This window comes from Brotomerdimonas butyrica (assembly GCF_025567305.1).
Taxonomy (GTDB): domain Bacteria; phylum Bacillota; class Clostridia; order Peptostreptococcales; family Anaerovoracaceae; genus Lentihominibacter; species Lentihominibacter butyricus.
The window spans coordinates 73238-96417 of the sequence record NZ_JAOQJP010000013.1; the positions used below are offsets into that span (position 1 = coordinate 73238).

Consider the following 23180-nt stretch of genomic DNA (forward strand, 5'->3'; position numbering starts at 1 on the left):
CCGGATACGACAGGAGTCTATCCGGTGGAACTTCCGGGACGCGGCGTCAGGATGGAGGAACGCTTCACTTCTTCGCTGGAAGACGCAGCGCAGGAATTTGCAGCAGAGCTCAGCGGATTTGACGACAAGCCAATGGTGTTCACAGGACACAGCATGGGCGGTATACTGGCATATCTGACTGCATACTGTCTCGAGACGCAGTACGGTATACATGTGGAAAAGCTGTTCTTGACATCTTCGTCTCCCGACATATGCGCATCGGATAAAATGAAAAAGATCAGAGCAGAAGATCTCACTGATGACGAATTCTGTGAGGAGCTGATATCATTCGGCGCGCTTGACTCCAGGATGATGCGGCTTCGGGAATTCCGCGAGATATTCCTGCCGATAGCCAGAGCGGATTTCGGACTCGTCAGCAGCTTCGTGCCGGATCCGGCAATGCAGGTGAGCTGTGATATCAGCGTGTATGGCGGTCTGGATGACCTGATAGTGGAGCCTGACAGGTACGGAACATGGGAAAGATACACGACGGGAAATGTTACCATCGAATTGATGGAAGGCGATCATTTTTTTATAAAAACCGGGAAAAAGACGGTGTGCAGAGACATTTTATCGTATTTACAGGAAAGATATGTGTAAATAAACAATATTTTATGTAGTTGAGACTATCGTCTCACCTGCGATAACAAAGACGGAAGATCGCTATGTCTTGAAAAAAGAGGTCGTTTGTGGCATGATAATGAATAAGTATCTTTAATGAAAGGGAGACGGCATATGAGATATAGCAGTTTCATCAGGGAAAATTACGATACTTTTTTGGAAATAATAGATTGCATGAAGATAGGGGTATGGATAACAGACGGCAGAGGGATTGTCGTGATCGTTAATGAGCAATCCGTAAATCGGGGGGGATTAGGCAGAGATGAGGTCGTAGGCAAGCACATGACCGAACTTATTGATATATGATATATAAACGAATCGGCTGCTCTCAAAGCTATAAAAAGTCGCGAGGAAGAGAGTGTCATAGAAGAAATGGGGGAAGGCGGCAGTCTGCTTGCTGTCAGCATACCGCTGTTTTATGAGGGTGAAATAGATTTGGTCATCTGTATAGAAAAGAATATAGCAGATGTATCTGCCATGGAAAAAGCGCTGGAAGAACAGAAGATATTTGCAAGCAGGCTCAAAAACGAACTAAAGCATTTCCGGGGAGACAATTCCGCAGAAATGGTGGCGTGCAGTATAAGTACCATACAGCTGCGGGAGAAAGCCGTAAATATCGGAGCGATAGACGCAACAGTCATGATAACAGGAGAGTCTGGAGCCGGCAAAGAAGTCATTGCGGATCTAATACAGAACAGCAGCAAGAGAGCCGATAAGGCTTTTATAAAAATCAACTGTGCAGCTATCCCGGAGACTCTGATAGAGTCTGAACTTTTCGGATATGAAGAGGGGGCGTTTACAGGCGCAGGAAAAAACGGGAAAAAAGGGATCTTTGAGCAGGCTGACGGAGGAACTCTTTTTCTTGATGAGATAGGAGAGCTTCCTTTGGCGATGCAGTCCAAACTTCTGAGAGTCCTTCAGGAAAAAGAGATCAGAAGGATAGGTGGAGAATGTGATATTCCCGTAAATGTCAGGATAATAGCTGCCACGAACAGAGATCTAGGAGAGGAGATAAAAAAAGGAACATTTAGAGAGGATCTTTATTACAGACTTTTTGTAGTTGTGCTTGAAGTGCCGCCGCTCAGGAACAGGAGGGAAGATATCGCTCAGCTGGTATTCCGTTTTTTGAGGCAGTTCAACGAAGAGTATGATTTGAACAAGACGATAGACGAAGAGGCGATCCATGCTATGGAGCATTATTCGTGGCCGGGAAATGTCAGGGAGCTGAGAAATGTAGTTGAGCGTCTCGTAGTCAGTAATTCCGGAGATGAAATAACAGCTTTTCAGGTCAAAATGTGCCTGAGTGGTGTCGAAAGCTTCATAGCAATGGATACATCCGGTGAAGACCCCGGATTATCACTGGATGAAATGATGAAAGAGTACGAGAAGCAGCTCATAATTAAAGCACTGAAAAAAAACAGGAATGCATCCGAAGCTGCCAGAGCCCTGAAAATCGACAAGTCCACTATGTCAAAGAAGCGCAGGAAATTCGGCATATGATCGACAGTTACAGGTGAGGCTGAGAGTTGACGATTGGGAAAAAGTTTATATTTGTAAACAATCGCACAGAAATTTGTGAATAGACTGAAAATAATAGCTGCAATATCGGAAATACATACTTAAGAGGGATGAGAACTTGCGTATGTGTTGACATTTGTCAACACATACGCATTTTTATCGTCTCAAAATCCTCAAAAAATGTCCGTTTATGTTTGGCATGATACTTGCAATATTTATGTGACAAGAAGTTAAAGTCTGCGGATCGTTAAAGATCCGCAAAGAAACAGGAGGGAAATAATGGCAAGAATAGAAGCTGAAAAAAGAGATTTATTAAATGAAGTAAAAAAGGGCAAGGATGTTACAGAACTTAAATTCAGAATGTCTATCCACGGCGAGGACATGCACTATCCGGGAGAGATGATTTCGGGATGCAAGCTTATGGAAAAATGTATAGACTGTTGTACAGAACTGAGTAACATACGCGATGGAGGGGACGGCGGATTATTTGTCAGGACAGAAGGCAATATACTTAAACCGGTGCATATGCTGGATGCGGTAGAGATCGTATGCTGGCTGATAAAGCAGGGCAATAGATCCAGACTGTATGGATATGAGATGTACAAAACTTCTGAGTACAATCAGAAAACTGACCGCTCGGAGGTGTTTGACGAACCGGTTCTTACTGTCAAAGGAGATGTTACTTTCGTGATTGCAGAATAACAGCTCACAGCGAAACATTGGACATAAAGTTTTGATCAGAAAAGGAGGGCGGTATGACCGGAATATTAGAGGGTGTGAAAATAATAGATTTTACCCAAGGGCATCTGGGAAGCTATGGCACTATGCTACTGGCGGATTTCGGGGCGGAAGTGATAAAAATAGAAGAACCTGAAAGAGGCGATATGATGCGGGATATTTTTCCCAAGAACAAAAACGGGAGCGCATATCATGCATATATGAACAGAGGGAAGAAGAGTGTATGCATCGACAGGAAATCATGCGAAGGGCAGCAGATCATCATGAAACTTATAGAAACCGCAGACGTGGTATGTGATTCTTTCCCGGCAGGAGAGCTGGAAAGATGCGGATTGAGCTACCAAAAGGCTTCGGCCGTAAATCCTAAGATTATCTATGCATCGCATACTGCATTTGGAAAGACGGGGCCTATGAGTTATACGGCAGGAAGCGATCTTGCGGCACAGGCTATTTGCGGACTTATGGATGTGACAGGTCATGAAGGCACGCCGCCTACAGCGCATGGTTCCAGGATGGCAAACCAGTTTGGAGGACTCTTTTTCGCTACAGGTATAGTGGCCGCTTTAATGGCCGCAGAGAAAAGCGGCAAGGGGCAGCAGATAGACGTCGCCTCTGCAGACTGTATGTATACAGCGCTTGAGGACATACTCGTAGATGAAATGTTTACCGGGGAGATCTACATTAGAGAAGGCAACAAATCAAGAGCGATAGCACCATATGATACGTTCAGTGTGAAAGACGGCTACGTATCGACCGCTGTTTCCACCAATGCACAATGGGAGAAATTCTGCGAGGCGATGGACATGCCGGAGCTGCTTGCGGATGAAAGATTTGCTACCAATGAATCCCGAGGAAAAAATTACCTTTCATCCCTGCGAGATATCATTCAGGTGAAGCTTGCTTCGATGACAAGGGATGAAATAGAGGCAAAGCTCAGACCGCTCAATATCCCAAGCGGTCCGGTGATCAAGGTATCGGAAGCGTTTGAGAGCGAACAGCTGAACTGCCGAAACATGATCGTTGAACTTGAGGACAAGGCGTTAGGCGCAGTCAAAATGCCGGGCATACCTATAAAGATATCTTGCATGGAAGATTCGCTGCGGGGATCGGCGCCGCTGCTGGGCGAAGATACGATGAGCATACTGACAGGTATAGGCTGCGGGGAAGAAGAAATAGACAGACTGATAGAACATGGTGTCATCAGACGCAGGGAGATGTAAAGGAGGAAAAAATGGGACCTCTTGATGGAATAACAATACTGGATTTTACTCAGGCATATAATGGACCGTATTGTACTATGAATCTGGCGGATATGGGAGCGAGGGTGATCAAAGTTGAACGTGCGGATGGCGGAGACCAGTCCAGGTTCTGGACGCCTTTTTCCGAGAGCGGAGGAAGCGGGTATTTCGCTACATACAACAGGAACAAGGAGGGTATTGCAGTCGATCTGAATACCATGGAAGGCAAAGAGCTGATAAAGCGGCTTTATCGTCAGGCAGATGTGGTGTTGGAAAACTTCAAATTCGGTACGATGGATAAACTTGGCGTCGGATATGAAGTTGCTTTGAAAGAGAATCCTGAAATAATTTTTGCCTCCAGCACGGGATTCGGGCAGAATGGACCGCTTTGTAAAAATACAGCGTATGACAATGTCATAGAAAGTATGTGTGGATATATGGAAATGACCGGATTCCCGGAATACCCGCCGCTCAGATCAGGAGCATCTGTGGCGGACAGCTATACGGGTCTTACTATGTGCCTTGCCATTGTGCTTGCGTGCTATGAGAAGAGACGTACAGGCAAAGGATGCAGGATAGATCTTGCTATGCTCGATGTGATGTTTTCAACATTGGACAGTGCCGTGCTGACTTATTCTCTTACGGGTAAAGAGACAAGCAGGACAGGAAACGCCAGACCCGCAGAACTGGTTCCCTATGATACGTATTATTGCGCCGACGGGTTCATAGCTGTAACGATAACAGATGAGAGCATGTGGCCTGGTTTCTGTTTAGCGCTTGGAAAGCCGGAACTTATAAAAAATCCTGAGTTTATGACAAATGATCTTAGATGTCGCAATGTCGAATCTTTTACAGCTCTGATCAGCGGGATAATGGCAGAAAAAAGGCAGGATGAACTGCTGAAAAGCTTTGTAAGATTCAATGTACCTGCAACAAAGATATATACACCGCTCGATGCGATGGAACACCCGCAGCTTCTGGCAAGAGATATGGTCATAGATGTAGAGGATGCCAATGTAGGAAATTTCAGGACTTTCGGGATTCCGGTAAAATTCAGCGAAACAGAAGGAACTATAAGAAAATCCTCACCGAGGCTTGGAGAAGATACATATAAGGTAATGAAAGAAGCCGGATATACAGAGTGCGAAATAAGAAAAATGGCAGAGAATGAAGTTGTCGTTGTCTGTGAGGAGTCCGTACAGTGATTAGGTGAGTATTCATACTGGGAGGTGAAGTAATGAATGGAATAATTACTCTGCTGCCGGTAGTTATATTACTGGTAGTCGCTATAGTAACTAAAAAAACAACGTCAGCGCTGGTCATAGGTGCTCTGACAGCATTTATCATTACGGGAAAGGGCGATTTTCTCAATACCATAATGGATGGTCTTTATGGCGTAGGCATGTCTGCGGATACTGTATGGCTGCTGTTTATATTTGTATTCATCGGTGTGTTCGCAGGAATCCTGAATGTGACCGGAGTGGCAGATGCTATGCTCAGGTTTATCGCAGGGAAAGTAAGATCAGGCAGAAGTCTGTACCTGTGGACATGGATATTTGCATTAGTGCTTTTTATCGATGATGCGCTGCGAACGACAGTTCTGGGACAGCTGACGCCGCTTTACGACAAGTATAAAATACCCAGGGCATCATTTGCATATATGGTGGACCTATTAGGAGTGGCATTTGCATCTCTCATCCCTATAACATCGTGGGCGGCATTTTATCAAGGAGTGTTTGGCGAGTACAAAGAGCTGTCGTATCTTGGAACTCCGTTTGAGATCTACCTGCATACTATACCGTTTCTGTTTTATGCATGGATAGGCATAATCATGCTTTTCTGCTATACGATGGGCTGGATTCCGAAGCTGGGAGCAATGAAGAAGGCATATGCCGAAGCGGCGGTTTCCGGAAAACTTTATGGCGAGCGAAGCGAGAGCCTGAATACTGCGGCAGACAGCATATGCGCTTTTGATGAAGAATTCGGAACAGGTACGGCGGAAAAGAGAGGTTATGTTTTCAAAATATGCTGCTTCATCGGAAGCGTGGTGATACTCAGTGTTTCGGTATTTCTCTTCAGTGATCTTCTTTATGGACTTATCATTGCTGATGGTGTGCTTATAGCCGTGAGTCTGGCAAGCAGGCTTACAAAATGGAACGATATGCTTGATTCCATAGCTTCAGGAGTCGCTTCGATGTATCCGCTAGCGATCATATTGTTTTGCGCATATCTTATGAGGGACTCTGTTATAGGTCTGGGAATGCCGGATTATATAATCAGTATAGCCGAACCGTTTGCGATTCCAGAGCTGTTTCCGTGCTTCGCATTTATAATCTGTTGTATACTGACCTTCACTACAGGAAGCAACTGGGGTATAACGGCTGTATTTGCGACCATAGGTATGCCGCTGGCATTTTCCATCGGTGCTGATCCGGTATTGACGATGGCAGCTGTCATAAATGGCGCCGCATTTGGTTCACACGTATGTTTCTATACAGATATGACGGTATTTGTCTCCAGAATGGTGAAGATAGACAATATCGAACATGCGCTCACACAGCTTCCTTACGGATTGATCGGCGGAGGCATCTCAGCAGTGATGTTTGCCGTCTGCGGGTATGTGATTTAGCATATAGACAACAGGTCACACGTGAAAAATATATAGAGCGGCTCTCAGGCAGAGCATGCGCTGGGCAGCCGCTGTTTTTGCATAGAAAAACCCTGCGTTTGACGCAGGGATCATTTTTTGTACCTGCAGCATTTGCTGCCGATCCGTCAGCAGGCTTGAGCGTTTTCGTAAACAGCTAAATGCTAAATACGGATAAGTGTAGGTTTGTCAAACATGTATTGTACCCTACAAGTCGGCCCTACAAGTCTATCGTCTCACCTGCGTAAAAACCCTTGAATTTAGCGGATTTAGCTGATATACTGATAACGCTGATTAATTTTGCTGAAAAGGGGTTGTGTAAAATACGAACAAGATATAACAGAACGGAAACTCAGAAACGGATACTCTCGACTTGTGTACGTCTTTTTATCGAACAGGGTTACAGCAATACGTCTCCGAAACAGATATTCAAGGAAGCAGATGTAAGCGCAGGCACTTTTTATCATCTGTACAAGTCAAAGGGTGGCGTTCTGAATGAACTGATCGACTTCATGTTTGACAATCAGTTCGACATCGCCGATCAGGTGATCGGGAGCAATGCAAAGCCTGTGATGCTGTATGCGGTAGAGACTGCGATACAGCTGGCGCTGGCAGAAATCAATGAAAACATAAGAGATATTTACGTGCAGGTCTACACGCAGCCTGATACGGTTGCAATGATCCAGGAGAAGATGACAAAAGAGCTTCACAAGCTGTTCGGTCCTTATATGCCGGATTGCGGTCAGAGCGATTTTTACGAACTGGAGATAGGCACATCTGCAATAATGAGAGGCTTCATGGCACATCCGTGCGACATGTACTTTACGCTTGAGCGAAAGATCGAGAGGTTCCTTTCCATAAACCTGAGTATATTCAAGGTGCCGGAAAGCGAGCAGCAGGAAGTCTTTGAATACATGAGCAAACTGGATATCAGGGATATAGCGATGCGCGTGATGCACGAGCTGTTCGAGGCGCTGGCGATGAAGTTCGACTTCGAGCTGTCGGAGCAGGAATAGCAGCGGGTATCAGACAAAATAGAAAAAGAAAAATGAAACGGTTACAGAAACGTAGCCGTTTTTCTTGTGCAAAGAAGATGGATAGATTAGCAACTCATCAGTGGGCCGTCAGGATTTTGAATAAAATTACAATTTAAGAAAAAAATGGTTGACAAATAGGAAACGATGCATTACCATAAATTTACATCAAAACGAAGCGGATAAAACAGGCACGCTGCGCGGCTTTGCAGGGCAGGCAAGGATACGGTCTGCAGTCATGCGAACGAATAAGGCAATAAGTCTGCAAAGCCGCAGGCACCGGTACAAAAGGAGGTAATTATGAGTAATACATTATCATACGAGGGATTCAGAAATGTCATGGTATCACAGCTTAACAAGAGATTTCAGGCAGATTCGGCTCCTATGCATGTGGAGCTGAACAGTGCGGTGAAGAACAATGATACGGTGAGAGAGGGACTGATGCTGCGGACAGAGAGCGATTCGATGGCGCCGTGTCTTTATCTGGACGATCTTTATGCGCTTTACGAGGATGACACGGGTTTAGACGAACTCATTACCGATGTGAAGCTCTTTTTTGAGTCGACGGTAGAGACGCTTTACATGCCTTCTGTAAATGAGATGACTGATTTCATGAATGACTGGGAGCGCGTCGAACCGCTTGTGGAATGCAAGCTCGTCAACAGCAATGCAAACAGCCGCAGACTGGCAGGCACGCCGTACAGACGAATGGGCGAATTCGCGATATCGTATCAGGTCAGGGTCGGTGATGGCGACAGCGGATATTATGCGACGCAGATAAGAGACGAGATGCTGGAGATCTGGGGGATAAACAGGGAAGAACTGCATGAGGCTGCGATGAGGAATATGAGACTGCCGGCGAATTTCGTACTGAAAAGCATGGAGGCTATGGAGGATGCAAAGGGGCCGGTGTTCATCCTTACAACGAAAAAGCATATATACGGAGCCACCGCGATAATATCGGATGAAGTAAGACAGAGTGTCGGCAAATACATGGGCGGCGATTACTACATACTGCCGTCTTCCATACACGAGCTGATCGTGATGCCGAAAGACTATGCGGCAGATCTGTGGGCGCTGGAGCAGACTGTCAGAGACGTCAATCGAGGTCCGTATGTGCCGGAAGAGGAGTTTCTGTCAGACAACGTGTACGAGTACGATATGTCGGAATGCAAACTGCTGATGTCGAGGAATCACGTGGCGGTGGCATGAAAGATCAGGGACATCAGCAGCGTTTATGTTATATGAAGTATTCGATTTTTTCAGGAGGCTTCATTTCGAATATCTCGAAGACCTTGTCACGGACAACCAGGAAATCATCTGAAGTACGGTCGCGGTCACCGCGGCCGAGAGGCACTCTGATGATGCTCTTGATCCTGCCGGGGTCAGGTGCCATGATGACGATGCGGTCTGCCAGCGTGACTGCTTCCTCGATATCGTGCGTGACGAAGACCGTAGTGATGTTCTGGTCCTCGGCGATGCGATGGATATCATCCTGCATCTTGAGGCGGTTTATGGCATCCAGCGCTGCAAAAGGCTCGTCCATGAACAGGACTTCGGGGGAAACTGCCAGTGCGCGAGCTATCGACACGCGCTGCTGCTGGCCTCCCGAAAGCTGTGCAGGCTTTGCATCTCTGAACTTTGCAAGACCTACAAGGTCGAGATATCTGTCGGCTATCACGCGTGCTTCTTCCTTCGGTTTGCCCTGAGCGAGAAGGCCGAGCATCACATTGCGTTCGACACTCTGCCACGGCAGCAGACCATAGTGCTGGAATATAGTAACATATTTTGGAGAAGGTTTTGTCACGGCACTGCCGTCTATGGTGATGCTGCCGCTGTCAGTTTTTTCAAAGCCCGCTATCGCATTGAGCAGCGTGGTCTTGCCGCAGCCGCTCGGTCCGAGCAGGCAGATGAATTCGCCTTTTTCGATCTCGAGAGATACATGGTCGAGAGCCTTGAATGCGCGGTCGTTCTGTATGTATTGTTTGCTTACGTCGTTTATTTCGATAAATGCCATTAGCTGTCACTCCCTTCTGAAGTGCGGAATCCCCAGATCCGTTCAACGTTGTTCTGTGTGTATCGTATCAGGAGGTCGAGTACGATGCCGAGTATCCCGATCACGATGATAGCTGCCATGAGGACGTCAGTCTGCAGGTTGTTCCTCGCATCGACGATGAGATAGCCGAGACCTGACTGTGATCCGGCCATTTCACCTACGACCAGGAAGATCCATGCTGTACCCACCGCGATATGCAGTGCATTCGCTATCTGCGGGAACACGGCAGGAAAGACGATCCTGAAAAGAGTCTGTGATCTGCTCAGGCCGAAGTTGTCCGATATCTTGAGATATACGGGATCGATGCTGCCGACTGCGGTCACCGTAGTGAGCAGCACGGGGAAGAATGCAGCGATGAAGATTATCACGACTGCGGGAACATCACCGATGCCTACCCAGAGGACGATGAACGGGAGCCATGCTACCGGGGAGATAGGGCGCAGGAACTGGACTATCGGGTTAACGTAATTCCATGCGCGGCGGAACCATCCCAGCAGCAGACCCAGGATCACAGCGCTCACGACGGCCAGTATGTATCCTATGAAGAATCTGTACATGCTGGCGCCTATATCGAGAAGCAGTGCTCCTGATGAAATGCGTGCAGCGAGAGCTTCTGCCACCTGGACCGGAGACGGGAAAAGGCTTTCAGGGAATGCGCCGGATACGGCCAGCAGCTCCCACAGGATCAGCAGAGCGGCGAATGATATTATGTAGTATTTTGCTTTTTTCATTTTAAACTCCTGTAACTCATTTCTGTTGTTCGACAAAGCTGCTGTAATCAGGCGGTGCCGTACTGAGACCGAATTCCATGATCTTGTCTGTCAGCGTCTTGTATGCTGATTCTGTCACGTCGAGATCGTCGAATGTTATCCACTCCAGCGAAAGTTCGGTGATATTCGCATTCTGGCCGAGGTACTCCTTGGCTATCGTTTTGCATTCATCTTCAGTGAGCTTTTCACCGGCTTTTCTGTAAATGCTTTCGAACTCGCGGACCGCATCCTGCTTGCTGCTTACTGCATCTTCATTAAGGACTATGCCGCAGCAGATCGAGTCTGGCCAGAGTTCATCAGATGTAGCGAAGACATGGCCGATACCGGCGTCGACAGCTTTTGCGCCGAAAGGCTCGGCAACACAGTAGCCGTCGATCTGACCGCTCTGCAGAGCAGCCGGCATTTCGGCAGGTGCCATTTCGACGATGTTTATATCGTTTGCATCCATGCCGTTCTGCTGGAGCAGTGTCTGCAGCAGTATGTTGTGAGATGACTGAGGGCTTGGTATGGCAAATGTCCTGCCGGCAAGCTGATCTGCAGTCTGTATTTCATCAGACGTTATAACGACATTGCCGTCTCTGTGCCCCAGCATCGCGAGTTTGAGCGGGATCCCCTGTTCGCGGGACTTCATCGCCATCTCGATGAGTACGGAAGCTCCGTCGACGCGTCCTGTATTCAGTGCATCCATGAGTTCGCTCCATCCGCCGTATTTCACAAGTTCGACCTTGACGTTGCTGTGTTCCTTCTCGAGAAGCTTTTTGGCTTCAAAGAGAGGCAGAGCGTGAGTGATCGGCAGATACGCTATAGTCAGTGTGACTTCTTCCTGTGCTTTCTGTCCTGCGCCGGATGCAGCGTCTGTCCGGCCGGCATGAACATCGTCGTATTTGTAGTATACGGCGCTACTGACCAGCAGTGCCAGTACAAGCAGTGCACATACAGCTTTTGCTTTTCTGTGTGTTTTCATCGGTATTATCTGTCATGCGGCTGATCCCAGCCGAGCTCCTTTCTTTTGTTTCTGATGTCGCTGACGATCCTTTCAGCCAGCGCTATGTGATCGGTATCTACTATCATTTCCGAGCCCAGGAGATCCTTTGTCCCGTGCTCCATGAACTCCGAGACCTTTGCAGAACCCTGGACAGGCGCATAAACGCTGTGATATGAATTCATACCGAGCAGACGGAATGCGAGCGCTGCACATATGCCTTTTTCATTAGACCATTCAGGACTGATGAATGCATACGGCAGATCTTTGATCGCATGTCCCGACTGCGCAGAGACCTGGCTGAACAGTGCAGATGCACGCGCATTGTCGAGACATTCGCCCATGTGCCATACAGGAGGCACATCCCCGAGAAAACCGCGGAGACCTTCGCCGGTCTGTTCCAGTGCTTTGGAGGAGCAGTATCCGAGTTTCATCAGCGGGAATGACGCACATCCGTTAGTCATTATGAGTATGTTGTTTTTCAGCAGGATATCAGCGACTTCTACGACAGCTTTTTCGTAAACGATGCGTGGATTGCTGCACCCGACGAGATTGACGATACCCTGTATGCGGCCGTCCTTCAGAGCTTCGGCGATCTTGTCCATGCCGAAATGCTGTGCTGCGAACTCGGCGGAAAAGCCGACCTCGGTCTCGATCTCATACTGAGGTATGAAGACCGGCACATCGCGGCGTTCGGTGAAGCTTTCGATACCGCGCTCCACGATCCTGACTGCGATGTCATGGATCTGGTCTATGTTGGAATGATCGTGATCCAGCGCATAATGTTCGGCATCGGGAAGCCTTGCTGAATCGCTGGTAGTCACGACGACAGTCCTGAAGCACTTTGCGACTTCCATGATAGAAGGAAAGACGTCCTGTACGTCAGCGACCCAGAGATCGAGTGCTCCAGTGCCGAGTATCAGCTCTGCCCCGACAGCATTCGAGAGCGGGATCACTCCACCGTAGCGGTACATCGCTGAAAGTCCGGAACAGCAGATCCCGTAGAACTGTATGCCTTCTGCCCCGGCAGCTCTGGCTTTTTCCTGGTATTCGTCCGAATTGCCGACGCGTACGATCTCGCTGACAAGAAGCGGCGAGTGTCCGTGGACTGCTATGTTGACCCAGCCCTTTTTCAATGCGCCGGTGTTCATATATGTCTTACGCCTTTCCGGGAGCCCGTACAGGCAGTCCATCGCGATGGAGCTGCCGAGACAGCTGGTCCATGCAAAGGCGACGCCTGTTCTCAGGAACTGCTTCATGATGCTGCGCCAGTCCCCGTCGGTGCCGGTGCTGGTCCTGTGCAGGCTTTCGAAAACTTCGTGATAGACGCTTACAGGCAGGATGTCCAGCGCTTTCCAGACTTCCTTTCGCTCAGGAGGCGCAAATGCCTGCAGTGTGCGATGTGGAGCAGGAACGGTCCTCGAGAGGTCTTCGAGGAGTATGTCGGCAACTTCGCCGGCAAGGTCATTTAGTGTTTTTCCGTCAGTATCGATACCGTAACTCTGACAGACTGCCCTGATCTTTGCTTCGCCTTCTATCGGCAGATCGAGCTGTCCGTCTGCGGCTTTTTTCAGCGCGAGCATGCTTTCGCGGCCTCTTGCGCCGTGGGCAGCAGCTCCTGCGGCTACGGCGCGAAGCATGTTTCTGGCAACGATCACATCGGCGTCGGCACCGCAGACGCCGCGCCGACATTTTTTAGTGATCTTGCACGGACCCATATAACAGTTTTTGCAGCAGATACCGGCGATACCGAACGTACACTGGGGCTGCTGCAGGTCGAATCTGTCAAATACGGTTTCGACACCGAGCTCCTGCATGTGCAGCAGGAGCTCGCGCACGGCCGGATCAGGCGTCTGCTCGATCACTTTTTCCTTATTGGAAAATGTTTTTTTGTAGTCGGCGACTGCCTGCATGTAATCGTGGAAATCATCCTTGTCGTGGTGGTGATGGTGGTGATGTCCGCTGTGGTGGTGATCGTGGCTATGGCTGCGGCCGGATTCCGAAGTATCATGGTCATGTGCCTGCTGAGCGTTTTCACTGAACCACTGCTGTATATTATCAGATGTATGTGCTGTCATTTCAGTACCTCTTTCGCTATAATCTACTTATCCTATCGGTTTAGTAGATTATAGCGGACCCGGCAGGTTTTGTAAAGGATAATTTCGGATAATATTATTGACAGCTGAATGATTCTGAATATAATTAGGCTATAATAATTATTGTAACTTAATTATGTTAATGATCCCGGAGGTGACGATGAATCTTAAAAAAGCACTCGACTCGTTTTACTACAGCACAGCTCTGTGCAATCTCAGACTGATGAATGAAAAGTTCGTCGATGAACATATCACGTACAACAGTCTGCTGTATCTTGAACTGATATTTACTATGAAGGGAGAATGCACGGTTTCGCGTATAGCAGATCTGCTCAACATCTCAAGGCCAGGGGTTACGCTCAAGGTCAATGAGCTGATAAAGCAGGGGCTTGTGACGAAGACTCCTGACCCTGATGACCGCAGAAAAAATTATCTGACTGTAAATGAGGAGGCGGTACCGCAGTACAAGATATACAGGTATCAGGATAATGAGGCGGTCAGGCGGATAACTGAGAAATATTCCGTTGAAGAGATCCGCATGTTCTGCGATATGCTGGACATGATATCGGAGATAAATTTCGAAGAGCTGAAGGGAGAATGATTTTCGCATGAAGGAAGAATCGAACAGTTTCCTGGAAGGATCAGTCACGTTTTCGCTGATGAGGTTCGCTGCTCCGGTGCTTGCTGCAATGGTGCTGCAGGCTCTTTACGGCGCAGTGGATCTGTGGGCGGTAGGCAGGTTTGCGACGGCAGCGGACATCTCTGCCGTTTCGACCGGAAGCCAGACTATGCAGATAATAATCGGAGCAGTCACAGGACTGTCGATGGGAACGACGGTACTCCTCGGGCAGAGGATAGGAAGCGGCGATGACGATGGTGCAGCCGAAACTGTCGGAAACAGCATAATCGTATTCGCTGTGCTGGCGATCGTGCTGAGCATCGTGATGGTTGCGGCAGCGCCGGGGATAGCATCGCTGATGAAGGCACCGGGAGAAGCGTTTTCACAGACGACAGACTATATACGCATATGCGGTGGAGGGAGCCTCTGCATCGTGGCATACAACCTGCTGAGCGCTGTCTTCAGAGGAATGGGAGATTCGCGGTCACCGCTGATATTCGTGACGATCGCGTGCATTGTGAATATAGCCGGTGATATCATACTCGTGTACGGATTCGGAATGGGAGCGGCAGGCGCGGCTGTGGCTACGGTCGCGGCGCAGGCAGTAAGCATATGCATGTCCTTCATACTGATAAAGCTCAAAGGTCTGCCCTTTGCATTAAGGAAACATCATCTGCGACTGCGGAGAAAAACGACGGCGGCGGTCATCAGACTGGGGGCACCGATAGCGCTTTCAGATACGTGCAGTGAAGTGTCGTATCTGATCATAATCGGGCTGGTGAACACGCTGGGAGTGACTCCGTCCGCGGGCGTCGGCATCGCTGAAAAACTGGTGATCTTCATATTTCTTATTCCGATGGCGTACATGCAGTCGGTTTCAGCATTCGTCGCTCAGAATATAGGCGCGGAAAAGTTCAGACGTGCGAGACGCGCTATGTGGAGCGGCATGGCCAGCGCGCTGGTGCTTGGATGCATCATGTTTTACATATCGTTTTTCCACGGGGATGCCTTGTCGTCGCTGTTCATCAGCGATGCGGAAAGCGCGGGATCGCAGGCGGTCATCGCAGCTTCTGCGGAATTCCTGAAAGCAACGTCGTTCGAATGTCTGCTGCTTTCCGCTGCGTATTGTATGACGGGGTATTTCAATGGCTGCGGTCGTACGACATTCGTGATGGCGCAGGGGCTGTGTGCGATCTTTCTCGTAAAGATCCCGTGTGCCTGGTATGCGACTGTTCAGGAAACGCCGAGGCTTTTCAACATAGGCCTTTCTACGGCATTCGCTGCAGCCTTTACACTGCTGGCATGTCTGGTATATTATATGTATGTGAGAAAAAAAGATATGGCGCCGGAGCATGAGATCGCGGTTTCATGAGCGGCGGCTGCAAAGGAGAGATAAATCATGACAGATTTCAGCACAGTAGAGAAAAATTTAAGAGACAGAGGATACAAGGTCTGTTCTTTCGGATCAGGCAAAGAGGCTGCGGACTATCTTGCAGCAGAGCTCAAAGGAAAGAGCGTCGGTATCGGAGGCTCGATGACGATAAAGGAGCTGGGGCTCTATGATCGGCTTTCGGAAGGCAGTACGGTGTACTGGCACTGGGAGACGGGGCCTGAAACGAGAGCGGATGCAGCATCGGCACAGGTGTATCTGACTTCGGTGAACGGTCTTGCGGAGACGGGCGAGATCATCAATATAGACGGCGCGGGTAACCGTGTCGCTTCGACGCTTTACGGACACGAAAAGGTGTATTATATAGTAGGAAAGAACAAGCTGGCTGAGACATACGATGATGCGCTCTGGCGTGCGAGGAATATCGCGTCGCCGAAGAATGCCAGGAAGCTCGGCAGGAAAACGCCTTGCGCCATCAATGCGGACAAGTGCTATGACTGCAAAAGTCCTGACCGCATATGCAGGGGACTTGTCGTGATGTGGGAGCCGATGATGAACATGGAGGCGGAAGTGATACTGATCGACGAGGAGCTCGGGTTCTAGAGCTGACGAATAAATGAAGCCCTTTACAGGGAAATCACCATGTCGATCTTTGATCGACACACTAATGAAAGGAGCGTGGTTGGATGCGTTGCGAGCTTGAAGCGCTCAGAAAAAGGATGCGTGAGGCCGGGGTCGACCTCTATATAATACCGACGACCGATTATCACGGATCGGAATATGTGAATGACTATTTCAAGTGCAGAGAATATGTCTCTGGTTTCACGGGATCGGCCGGGACGCTGGTAGTGGAACAGGATTTTGCCGGACTGTGGACGGACGGCAGATATTTCCTGCAGGCACAGCAGCAGCTCGACGGCAGCGGGATAACTCTGATGAAAATGGGAGTCGACGGCGTGCCGGATATAATGGAATACATAGAATCGAGGACATCGCTTAAGACGATAGGCTTTGACGGAAGGATCGTGAGCCATGAGATGGGAAAGCAGATAGAAGATGTATGCTGCCATCATGTATCGATGATTTACGATCTGGATCTTGTCGGAGATATATGGAAAGAACGTCCAGGGATCGTACCGTCGCAGATATATGAGATACCGCTCAAAGTCACGGGAGAGACGACAGCTTCGAAGCTGGAGCGGCTGAGAGCTGAGATGAACGAAACCGACTGGCTGCTCGTCAGCAGGCTGGAAGACATTGCGTGGATCTACAATCTGAGAGGACGCGATGTTGAGCATACGCCGGTGTTTTACGCGTTCGCACTGATTTCGAAGAAAGAAGACATCCTTTATGTGATGGATGATTCTTATATAAAGCGCAGCGCATCTTCGGTAGACGGGTCTGCAAAGACTGCAGTCAGGCGTTATGCAGAGGTCTTCGAAGATCTGAAGCGGCTTGCGGACTGCAGGATAATGCTGGACAAAGATTCGGTATCATATGCACTTGCCGAAAGCCTGCAGGATTCCGTGACCCGCATGTTTTGCAAAAGCCCTGCGGAAAAACTCAAGGCAGTAAAAAACGGCACGGAGATAAAAGCGACTGAGGATGCGCACATAAGGGACGGCGCTGCGATGGCGGAGTTCCTGTACTGGCTCAAAAACAGCGTGAGCACAGGACAGGTGACGGAGATCTCGCTGGCCGACCATCTGGAAAGCTGCAGGCGAAGGCGCGGAGCGTATGATCTGAGCTTTGACACGATCGCGGGATATGAAGAACACGGCGCGATAATACATTATTCGGCTACGGAAAGCAGCAGTGCAGTGCTGAAGCCGGAAGGCTTCGTGCTGATAGATTCAGGAGGTCAGTACGATGACGGCACGACCGATATAACGAGGACCGTTGCGCTTGGACCTGTGAGCGGCGACCGTAAAAAAGTATACACAGCGGTACTGAAAGCACATGTGGCTCTTGCGATGGCGGTTTTCGATGAAAACACTACAGGAGCAGATCTCGATATCATAGCGAGAAAGCCGCTCAGAGAGCTTGGACTTGATTTCAATCACGGTACAGGGCACGGAGTCGGACATATGCTGAGCGTGCATGAAGGTCCGAATACGATAAGTCCGAGAGCCGCCGCTTGTCACATAGTCCCGGGAATGATAACGAGCGACGAGCCGGGAGTCTACCTCGAAGGCAGGTACGGCATAAGGACCGAAAACGAGATCCTTTGCATAAAAAAAGACGGAAAATACGCTTTCGAGATGATAACATTCTGCCCGTACGAGAGAGACGCGATAGACGTGTCGATGCTCACAGAACCCGAGATAAAGTTCGTGGACGACTATCACAGAAAAGTATATGAAACGCTTTCGCCGCTGCTGGACGAGGACGTTTCCGGTTGGCTTGAAGAGCAGTGCAGGGGGCTTATATAAAAATAGAGCAGAGGGGAAAAACTGATAAACAGCGTGGATCGCGCAGGAGGATATGATGAAACAGTTTCTGGATTTTACTGACAGAGTCTGCCTGGTGACAGGTGCAGGCAGTGAAAACGGCATAGGCTTTCAGACGGCGAGGATACTCGGTGATCTGGGAGGAAAGGTGATCATCGTTTCGACGACGGACAGGATACTGAAGCGTGCTGAAGAGCTCAGAGCCGGCGGTGCTGATGCGAAGGGCATGATCGCAGATCTGATGGACAGAGAGGCAGTGCAGCGTCTCACAAAAGACATCATGGATGAATACGGCCGTATCGACGTGCTGGTGAACAATGCGGGAATGGTGCAGACCGGAGTTTCTGAGGATGAGTTCGATACTTTTGAAGAAATGTCGTATGAAAGCTGGGATCACGATATAGCGAGGAATCTCGACATCCCGTTCAATGTGACTAAGGAAGTCCTGGGGCCTATGAAAAAGTCGGGTTACGGCAGGATCGTCAACACTTCATCGGTCACGGGTCCGGTAGTGAGCAATCCGGGCGAGGCATCGTATTCGGCTGCAAAAGCTGCGATCATCGGCATGAGTAAGGCGATCGCGATCGAGGCCGGAGCGTACAATGTGACGATAAATAATGTGCTCCCGGGATGGATACAGACTGCATCCCAGACGGAAGGCGAGTATCAGGGCGGATTCAATACGCCGATGAAGCGAAGCGGCACAGCGGAGGAAGTCGCCAATATGATAGTTTTCCTGTGTTCTGACAAGGCATCGTATATCACGGGACAGGAGTTTATCGTGGACGGCGGCAATACGATCCAGGAGTATAAAGGTGCACCGGAATTCTATTATTAAGAGATTCTGATTTTTACAAACCACAAATAATTTAGAAAAAAGATGCGGCGGCAAGCTGATGATGGTATACTGTTGTCACAGGAGGCAATGAGGATGACTGATGAAAAGGGAGTGCAGTCGATAGAACGTGCACTGGATATAATAGAATCTGTCGCAGAAGAACAGGACGGCAAACATCTGACGGCTATCGCAGAGGAGACGGGGCTGCACAAGAGCACCGCTCACAGGATCATCATGACGCTGGTCGGCCGGGGCTATCTTACAAAAACGGTCTCAGGCAATTACCGCCTGGGATTCAAGCTCATAGAGGAGGCAAGCTGTTATATAAATCATCTTGAGCTGCAGACCGAGGCGAGACCGTATATAGCTGAGATCAGCGCACACCTGGGAATGTCTGCATATCTCGGCATGCTTGAAGGCGACAAAGTCATTTACATAGAAAAAATGCACAAAGCGACACCGGAGAAGCTTTATCGCCAGATAGGCGCCGGCGTGCCTGCATATTGTTCATCTCTCGGAAAATGCATACTTTCGGGCTATTCGAAAGCACAGCTTGAAGAGATAATGGCAGACTGCAGCTTTATGAAATTCACCGAAAAGACTATAGATAATATGGATGCGCTCCACAGAGAACTCAATAAAGTCAGATCGCAGGGATGGGCTATCGATGATGAGGAATATGAAAAAGGGCACAGGTGCATAGGTGTGCCTGTTTACGACTATAGGGGCGAGATCGTGGCCGCGGTGAGCGTCAGCGGTGAAAAGCATGTGCTTACAGATGAGCGAATGCCGGAAATCGCGGAGTATCTTATGGAAAAAGCCGGGCAGCTGTCCAGGGACATGGGGTATACTGGCTGATAGCTGCGCGAAAAGCATCGGAAACTGCAGGTCCATGATGATGCAGAATATAAATGATATGTATGATAAAAACGGGATATCGTTTGACAGTGATCGTCATATGATATCCCGCTTTTTATGCCGGAGCGCTCTGCAAAAAAGAGAGAACTGCAAAAAAGAAAGAAGCCCGGAGCTTTGAAAAGCACCGGGCTTCATGAGAAGAAAGTCGCATATCAGTCTCACAGGACTAATCTACGATATTTTTGAGAGTAATGTTTTTAACTCTGGTCATTTCATTGAATGTGGACATAACGCCCTCTGTTCCTATGCCGCTCTGTTTCCAGCCGCCGAACGGCATTTCGAATGATCTGAAGAAGCTTGCGCCGTTGATAACGACTCCGCCGGATTCCATAGCTTTTGCAACTTTGAATGCACGCTTCTGGTCAGCTGAGAATACGCAGCTCGACAGTCCGAACTTGGAGTTGTTTGCGATCTCGATAGCCTCTTCATCAGTATCGAATCCGATGATAGGAACTACAGGTCCGAATATTTCCATATCCTTGGCAACATCGGCTGTCTTAGGAACATCCACGATAACGGTCGGATCATAGAAAGCGCCGTTTCTCTTGCCGCCGAGGATGATTCTGCCGCCCTGCTCAACAGTAAGGTTGACTTCTTTTTCAACTTTGACAGCGGCCTTTTCACTGATGAGGCATGCGATCTGAGTATCCTCTTCCTTAGGATCGCCGTATTTCAGCTGCTTGATCCTTGCAACTGCCTTTTCTGCGAATTCATCCTTGAGTGAATTGTGGATCAGGAAACGCTTGCTTGCACAGCATACCTGTCCTGTATTATACATCCTGCCCCAGATCATTTCCTCTACAGCGAGGTCGACGTCGCCGTCTTCAAGCACGATGAACGCATCGTTTCCGCCGAGTTCGAGGGCCGTGTGAGTCAGGTTCTTTGCAGCAGTCTCTGCTGTCTGGATACCTACTTCGGTGCTTCCTGTCAGCGTTACGAGGTGTACTCGTGGATCGGCAACTGCAGTGCTCTTGACTGCTCCGGGAGCTGTCAGGCACTGGATAGCGCCATCTGGAACACCTGCTTCGACGAGCATTTCGGTCAGTCTCATAAGTGTGAGAGGGTTGTCGGATGACGGCAGAACGATGGCGGCATTACCCATCATCAGTGCCGGTGCGACTTTCTGATCGTAAAGGTCACATGGGAAGTTGAACGGTATGATGCATGCGACTACGCCAAGAGGTTCTCTCGTTACGAGCTGCATGTGCTTGTCCTGACCGGGTTCAGTTCCCGGCGGGATGATCGAGCCGTAAAAGTGTTTAGCGTGTTCGATGAAGCCTGAGAAACCGATTTTGATGTTACCGATCTCTGCGCGGGCTTCATTGATAGGTTTGCCGTTTTCTGCGCAGAGTGTCTGAGCCAGTGATTCTTTATTTGCATCTACGATGTCGAGGAATCTGTAAAGGACTTCAGCTCTCTGCGAGATAGGGACCTTTTCCCATTCCTTCTGTCCTGCGACTGCAGCTGTGATAGCATTTTCAACGTCTTCGGCGGTTGCTTTAGGAACGCTTTCGATCACTTCGCCGGTAGCAGGTGCGATGACATCGAAAGTAGCGCCGCTTACACTGTCCACTTTTTTACCATTTATTATCATTTTCATAGCAATTGACTCCTTTCATTGATTTGTCGGTCGTAGGCCGACATCAGGTTATCCTTGATAAAGGGTTTCATATATCTGCCGGCACGGGGCCGACATCAGATCTATTTACCGAATGCTGTGAAGGATAACATCAGTCCTCCGCATGTGTTGTTGCCGTCGTCCTCGTATCCGTATTCGCCGAAGGTGAATTCCATGATGAACGGGATGTCGCCGACATGGGCCTTTACCTGATCGTAAACTTCATTGATCCTTGCGTCGATACCGGCTCTTCTGCCACCGCAGTGTACCAGGTGGAGCGCTACGATAGGACCGTCGATCTTTGCCTTCAGCTCTTCCAGCGTCTTGCCTACGGATTCGATCAGTTCATCTACAGTTGCTTCCATAAGCACTACGGCAGTACCTGTTGCCAGATTGTTGCCGATAGCCATCGAGCCGTCATCGTTGCCGTTCATCGGATGTCTGATAGCTGCCAGATCGCCGAGTCTGTCTTTTACTGCGAGCGGATGACATATAGCATATGAAAGGAGATTGCCTCCTGCCACATCTTCAGCGCTTGCGCCTGTCCATTCACGATACTGCTCAAGTGCAGGCTTGCCGTTTATCTCTGCGAGTGTTCTGTCTCCCTCGATCTTAGTGATGACGCCTGCTTTATCTGTCTCGTTGTATGCTCCTGTGAATTTATTTGCAAAAGGTTTGTCAGTGTAGAAGAATGCTACGCTTACGCCGTCTGCTGTTACCATTTCATCTGTGTAGAGAAGCCATTCGCCTGTGATCGTGTTATCGGCAGCAGTTCCTCCGAAGAATGGCACTCTGCCGATGACTTCGGTTATACCTTTCAGATAATACTCTTCTTCACCTGACGGAGCTGACATATAGAAATATGCAGGAGCTTCGTCTTTGCCGGCTGCCTTCATTGCCTTTTCGGCAACCTTGTGACCGGTTTCTCTTGCAGTGCCTTCCTTAGGCATCCCGGCAACACCTACTGTGAGATCTGCATCTGACAGTGCCATGATCCCTGCGAATCCATCTTCACCTGTGATGTATCCTTCAGGAGTTACGACTCCCGTGAATGAAGTGTTGCCTATGAGAGGAACTCCCGGAAGTTCTTCCTTGACTGCATCGAGCAGTTTTTTCTGGTCATACTGTACACCGCTGTATACGAATGCCATTTTCATATCAGAAAGATTTTCTTTTACCTGTGCTGCCATTTCCTTGCCTGCTGCAGCTGCATCGGGGTTGATACTGTTTCCTGTTCTTACCTGTAACATGTTCTCTTCCTCCTCATTATTATTTTTGATCTTGTGGGTTTGATTATCTGTTTTTGTACTTTCCTGTTGTCTGAGATTATAATAATTCTGAATAATATATTAGTCAACGGTACCGGTTCTGCTCTCTGAAACAGCAGTTCCACGATGCGGAATAATAGGCTGTAATAGTACAAAATCAGCCGTTTGTACAAGAGAAAACAAAGAAATAGACTTTTTTAAGTATAGAAAAAAGACCCGGGATCCATCAGGAACCGGGGTCTTTGCGAGTGTGCCAGGCATGGCATAAGTCTTACGGGTGAAAGTCCCGTCACGGGTATTTACCGCCAAGTGTAGCGAACCACAAGCCGAAGACAACAAT

Annotated in this window: 22 protein-coding genes; 15 read left to right on the forward strand and 7 right to left on the reverse strand. The window is 48.9% G+C overall.

What is annotated here, in order from left to right; translation table 11 throughout:
• From OCV59_RS09980 to OCV59_RS10020, 9 genes are all read left to right on the forward strand, one after another.
• On the forward strand, positions 1-639 hold a 639-nt coding region (locus OCV59_RS09980; RefSeq protein WP_147594351.1), incomplete at its 5' end, for a thioesterase II family protein.
• A 135-nt stretch (positions 640-774) separates the two neighbouring features.
• Positions 775-966 (forward strand): hypothetical protein, encoded by a 192-nt coding sequence (locus OCV59_RS09985; RefSeq protein ID WP_147594332.1) that lies wholly within the window; start codon positions 775-777, stop codon positions 964-966.
• Between the two features lie 66 nt (positions 967-1032).
• On the forward strand, positions 1033-2160 hold the full coding sequence (locus OCV59_RS09990; RefSeq protein ID WP_147594333.1) for a sigma-54 interaction domain-containing protein: 1128 nt from the start codon (positions 1033-1035) through the stop codon (positions 2158-2160).
• Positions 2161-2457: 297 nt separating this feature from the next.
• Entirely contained in the window at positions 2458-2880 is a 423-nt protein-coding gene (locus OCV59_RS09995) for a hypothetical protein (protein ID WP_147594334.1), read from the forward strand.
• Between the two features lie 53 nt (positions 2881-2933).
• On the forward strand, positions 2934-4136 hold the full coding sequence (locus tag OCV59_RS10000; RefSeq protein WP_147594335.1) for a CaiB/BaiF CoA transferase family protein: 1203 nt from the start codon (positions 2934-2936) through the stop codon (positions 4134-4136).
• 11 nt (positions 4137-4147) lie between these two features.
• Positions 4148-5359 (forward strand): CaiB/BaiF CoA transferase family protein, encoded by a 1212-nt coding sequence (locus OCV59_RS10005; RefSeq protein WP_147594336.1) that lies wholly within the window; start codon positions 4148-4150, stop codon positions 5357-5359.
• A 32-nt stretch (positions 5360-5391) separates the two neighbouring features.
• Positions 5392-6783, forward strand: coding sequence for a Na+/H+ antiporter NhaC family protein (locus tag OCV59_RS10010; RefSeq protein ID WP_147594337.1), 1392 nt, complete (start codon positions 5392-5394; stop codon positions 6781-6783).
• Between the two features lie 332 nt (positions 6784-7115).
• Positions 7116-7817, forward strand: coding sequence for a TetR/AcrR family transcriptional regulator (locus tag OCV59_RS10015; protein WP_262584322.1), 702 nt, complete (start codon positions 7116-7118; stop codon positions 7815-7817).
• Between the two features lie 318 nt (positions 7818-8135).
• Positions 8136-9047 (forward strand): DUF5688 family protein, encoded by a 912-nt coding sequence (locus OCV59_RS10020; protein WP_147594338.1) that lies wholly within the window; start codon positions 8136-8138, stop codon positions 9045-9047.
• A 28-nt stretch (positions 9048-9075) separates the two neighbouring features.
• Here OCV59_RS10020 and OCV59_RS10025 read toward each other — a convergent pair whose 3' ends face one another.
• The 4 genes from OCV59_RS10025 to cooS are packed head-to-tail and all read right to left on the reverse strand — an operon-like array spanning position 9076 to position 13721.
• Positions 9076-9852, reverse strand: a complete 777-nt coding sequence (locus OCV59_RS10025; RefSeq protein WP_147594339.1) for an ABC transporter ATP-binding protein — start codon at positions 9850-9852, stop codon at positions 9076-9078.
• Positions 9852-10622: an ABC transporter permease gene (locus OCV59_RS10030; protein WP_147594340.1), complete on the reverse strand. Its 771-nt coding sequence runs from the start codon at positions 10620-10622 to the stop codon at positions 9852-9854. The genes OCV59_RS10025 and OCV59_RS10030 overlap by 1 nt, the downstream gene beginning before the upstream one ends.
• Before the next feature lie 16 nt (positions 10623-10638).
• Positions 10639-11625, reverse strand: coding sequence for an ABC transporter substrate-binding protein (locus tag OCV59_RS10035; protein ID WP_147594341.1), 987 nt, complete (start codon positions 11623-11625; stop codon positions 10639-10641).
• A gap of 5 nt (positions 11626-11630) precedes the next feature.
• Positions 11631-13721, reverse strand: a complete 2091-nt coding sequence (gene cooS / locus OCV59_RS10040; RefSeq protein WP_147594342.1) for an anaerobic carbon-monoxide dehydrogenase catalytic subunit — start codon at positions 13719-13721, stop codon at positions 11631-11633.
• Positions 13722-13899: 178 nt separating this feature from the next.
• Here cooS and OCV59_RS10045 point away from each other — a divergent pair, with 178 nt between their 5' ends.
• The 6 genes from OCV59_RS10045 (at position 13900) to OCV59_RS10070 (ending at position 19894) form a co-directional block, all read left to right on the forward strand.
• The gene (locus OCV59_RS10045) at positions 13900-14340 is read left to right on the forward strand and encodes a MarR family winged helix-turn-helix transcriptional regulator (RefSeq protein WP_262584323.1); all 441 of its coding nucleotides are present in this window, start codon (positions 13900-13902) and stop codon (positions 14338-14340) included.
• Positions 14341-14347: 7 nt separating this feature from the next.
• Positions 14348-15730: an MATE family efflux transporter gene (locus tag OCV59_RS10050; RefSeq protein ID WP_262584324.1), complete on the forward strand. Its 1383-nt coding sequence runs from the start codon at positions 14348-14350 to the stop codon at positions 15728-15730.
• 27 nt (positions 15731-15757) lie between these two features.
• Positions 15758-16351 carry a lactate utilization protein gene (locus OCV59_RS10055; RefSeq protein ID WP_147594344.1) on the forward strand — a complete coding sequence of 198 codons (594 nt, stop codon included), beginning with the start codon at positions 15758-15760 and terminating at the stop codon, positions 16349-16351.
• Positions 16352-16434: 83 nt separating this feature from the next.
• Positions 16435-18180, forward strand: coding sequence for an aminopeptidase P family protein (locus OCV59_RS10060; protein ID WP_147594345.1), 1746 nt, complete (start codon positions 16435-16437; stop codon positions 18178-18180).
• Positions 18181-18235: 55 nt separating this feature from the next.
• The gene (locus OCV59_RS10065; protein ID WP_147594354.1) at positions 18236-19036 is read left to right on the forward strand and encodes an SDR family NAD(P)-dependent oxidoreductase; all 801 of its coding nucleotides are present in this window, start codon (positions 18236-18238) and stop codon (positions 19034-19036) included.
• Positions 19037-19129: 93 nt separating this feature from the next.
• Positions 19130-19894, forward strand: a complete 765-nt coding sequence (locus OCV59_RS10070; protein WP_147594346.1) for an IclR family transcriptional regulator — start codon at positions 19130-19132, stop codon at positions 19892-19894.
• A 226-nt stretch (positions 19895-20120) separates the two neighbouring features.
• Here OCV59_RS10070 and OCV59_RS10075 read toward each other — a convergent pair whose 3' ends face one another.
• The 3 genes from OCV59_RS10075 to OCV59_RS10085 form a co-directional block, all read right to left on the reverse strand.
• Entirely contained in the window at positions 20121-21554 is a 1434-nt protein-coding gene (locus OCV59_RS10075; RefSeq protein ID WP_147594347.1) for an aldehyde dehydrogenase family protein, read from the reverse strand.
• 101 nt (positions 21555-21655) lie between these two features.
• Positions 21656-22822, reverse strand: coding sequence for an FIST signal transduction protein (locus tag OCV59_RS10080; RefSeq protein ID WP_147594348.1), 1167 nt, complete (start codon positions 22820-22822; stop codon positions 21656-21658).
• A gap of 99 nt (positions 22823-22921) precedes the next feature.
• Positions 22922-23180: hypothetical protein (locus OCV59_RS10085; protein WP_262584326.1), on the reverse strand; the 259-nt coding region annotated here is incomplete at its 5' end.